Origin of the sequence: Maribacter sp. (assembly GCF_049667165.1) — a bacterium.
In the GTDB taxonomy this organism is placed as follows: Bacteria; Bacteroidota; Bacteroidia; order Flavobacteriales; family Flavobacteriaceae; genus Maribacter_A.
Window position 1 is genome coordinate 1 of the sequence record NZ_JBATHS010000285.1, and the last position, 2,328, is coordinate 2,328.

Genomic DNA, 2,328 nt, shown 5'->3' on the forward strand with positions numbered 1-2,328 from the left:
TAATACCATCTTCTTTTATACTCTTTGGTGCTTTAGCGGTTCGTGCCGCTAAAAAAGCCGTAAAATTGGCCATATTGCCCCCACTGACCAAAATTCCCCCATAATTCGGGGAAACCCCGATAAATTCAGCTAACCATTGCACTGTTTGTTTTTCGATTTCGGTGGCCATGGGACTTAATACTTGGGCCCCTACATTTTGATTCATGGCCGATGCAATTAAATCTGCCAAAACCCCAATGGGGGCTGGGGATGAGGTAATATACCCCATGAATTTTGGATGTCCATTGAACAAGGAATGATTCAGTAATAAATCAGTGGTTCTTTTGACAATTTCCGTAGAAGATGTAGCATGCACGGGCAATGTAGAAGTGCCCAGAATATTTTGGATTTGTAAGGGTGATTCCCCTTTTGTTACCGGATATTCTTCAATGGTATCAAAAAAATCAGCTATTGTATCGATTACCTGATATCCTATTTTTTTGAAATCCTCTTTCTCGATTTCAATTGGTCTCGTTCTTTTGTAGTGCATTAATCGTTTTATTACGCTGAATCTCTGTTCCGTCTTTATAAAATTGGATTTCACAATGAATCATTCCGCTGTTGTTGGATCTATAATGGTCGCAACTTGACTCACCGAATTTGCCGGAAATCCCCCTTTTTTCGCATGTTCGCGAACCATCGCTTCATTGGGGGCATTATAAATGCAGTAGACCTTATCGGTTGTCACATAACTTTGCACCCATTGTATTTGTGGCCCCATCAAACTTAGTACTCCGCATGAAGTTTGTGAGATTCCCTTTAATTGTTCCGCTGTTAAATTACCGGCTCCCGGAATTTCCCTTTCTATTACATATTTAGGCATAATACAATTGTTTAATTTCCTACTCCTATGGCTTTTCGGTGTTGCCCTGTTTTTTGAGTGGTCTCTAGACTCCACTTTCATTTTTCTGGGTGAATGGTCATACTAATCCGCTACTTCGAAATACTTTATGTAAGGGTAACCCGTACTCGAACAATCATCAAATCGTAAACTTAGGGGAGAAACTATCTATTTGGTTGTATAGCAAGCTATTTTCAACCTTTTTACGAAAGTAACAAGTTACATAAAATACCCTAGATTTTCTTTTTGTTCATAAACCTGTGGTATACTATACCACAGGTTCCATATTACAATTAACCCGCTAATTCGGCCATTCTTTTACCTACATGGGTGAGCACATCGTTCATTTCCTTTGTCGGACTGAACTCAAGAAATTTAAGGTCTTCCTTTACAATCCCCGTATGGCCCGCAGGCCAATAATAGACGTCCCCGGCGCTGACCAATTCTTCTTTTCCGTCGTCATAAAAGATCAGCATTTGCCCTTCGATGACATAGCCCCAATGCGGGCAATGGCAACTGTCGTTTGCCAATCCTTTCAATAAAGGTCTAAAATCAGTACCTGCTGGCAATTCATTATAACCTAGGGTTATTCCGCCACAATCTTGTTGTGAGCGCATGATCATATTTGGCGCTTGCATGATGATCGGTAAATCTTCTTTTTTGATTTTCATTGTATTAGGTTTTAAATGTTACTAATTATTAACTATTGCTTTCAATTCTATGTTCCTGTTACCTAAAAATGTATTTGTTCTGTATAGCTCAGATCTTTATGTGAATATTTCCTTATAAAAAATGCCTATTGCAAGGACCATTACCACCCACCCAAAAGATTTTTTCAGTTTTTCTCCTTTGATAAAGGATGAAAGGTACATGCCCACAAAAATACCCAGGGTCGAAACCATGGTGAATCCTAAAAGAAATTGCCAGTTTATTTCGATATGCCCTAGATCGCCCATAAAGCCGATCAGTGATTTTAGGGCGATAATGAACAAGGAGGTGGCAACCGCTTTCTTCATCGGTAGTTTAACCAATAAGACCAAGGTGGGAATAATCAGAAATCCCCCTCCAATGCCTACAACACCGGTGATGAGGCCAATACTAATTCCTTGAAGTACGATCAACTTATAATTAAAACCAATTGAATGATGACCGCCTTGGGGTAATTTCCTTTTCCATATCATTGAGATGGCACTGAACAACATGATGATGGCCAAGAACACCATTACGGCCATATCCTTGGTGACTACTAAATCGAATATGGTAAAAAGCTCCAATGGGATTATAGGAAGCAGATATTTTCGAACAATAAATACGGCTATGAATGCCGGGATGGCAAAAACAATGGCGATTCTAAAATCAATCAATCCCTTATTCCAATTTCTCAGGGCCCCTATGGAGGCAGAAGTGCCTACCACAAATAGCGAATATGCCGTTGTTGTCACCGGACT

General features: G+C 39.8%; 4 protein-coding genes. All 4 read right to left on the reverse strand.

The genetic code is table 11. The features are described from left to right. The coding region (locus WBM98_RS13670; RefSeq protein ID WP_424366581.1) for a pyridoxal-dependent decarboxylase at positions 1–529 on the reverse strand (529 nt) is incomplete at its 3' end. 60 nt (positions 530–589) lie between these two features. Further along, positions 590–862 carry a DUF4242 domain-containing protein gene (locus WBM98_RS13675; RefSeq protein ID WP_424366582.1) on the reverse strand — a complete coding sequence of 91 codons (273 nt, stop codon included), beginning with the start codon at positions 860–862 and terminating at the stop codon, positions 590–592. A 311-nt stretch (positions 863–1,173) separates the two neighbouring features. Further along, the gene (locus WBM98_RS13680) at positions 1,174–1,551 is read right to left on the reverse strand and encodes a hypothetical protein (RefSeq protein ID WP_424366583.1); all 378 of its coding nucleotides are present in this window, start codon (positions 1,549–1,551) and stop codon (positions 1,174–1,176) included. A gap of 96 nt (positions 1,552–1,647) precedes the next feature. After that, positions 1,648–2,328, reverse strand: a 681-nt coding sequence (locus tag WBM98_RS13685; RefSeq protein ID WP_424366584.1) for a sulfite exporter TauE/SafE family protein, incomplete at its 5' end; no start/stop codon positions are given.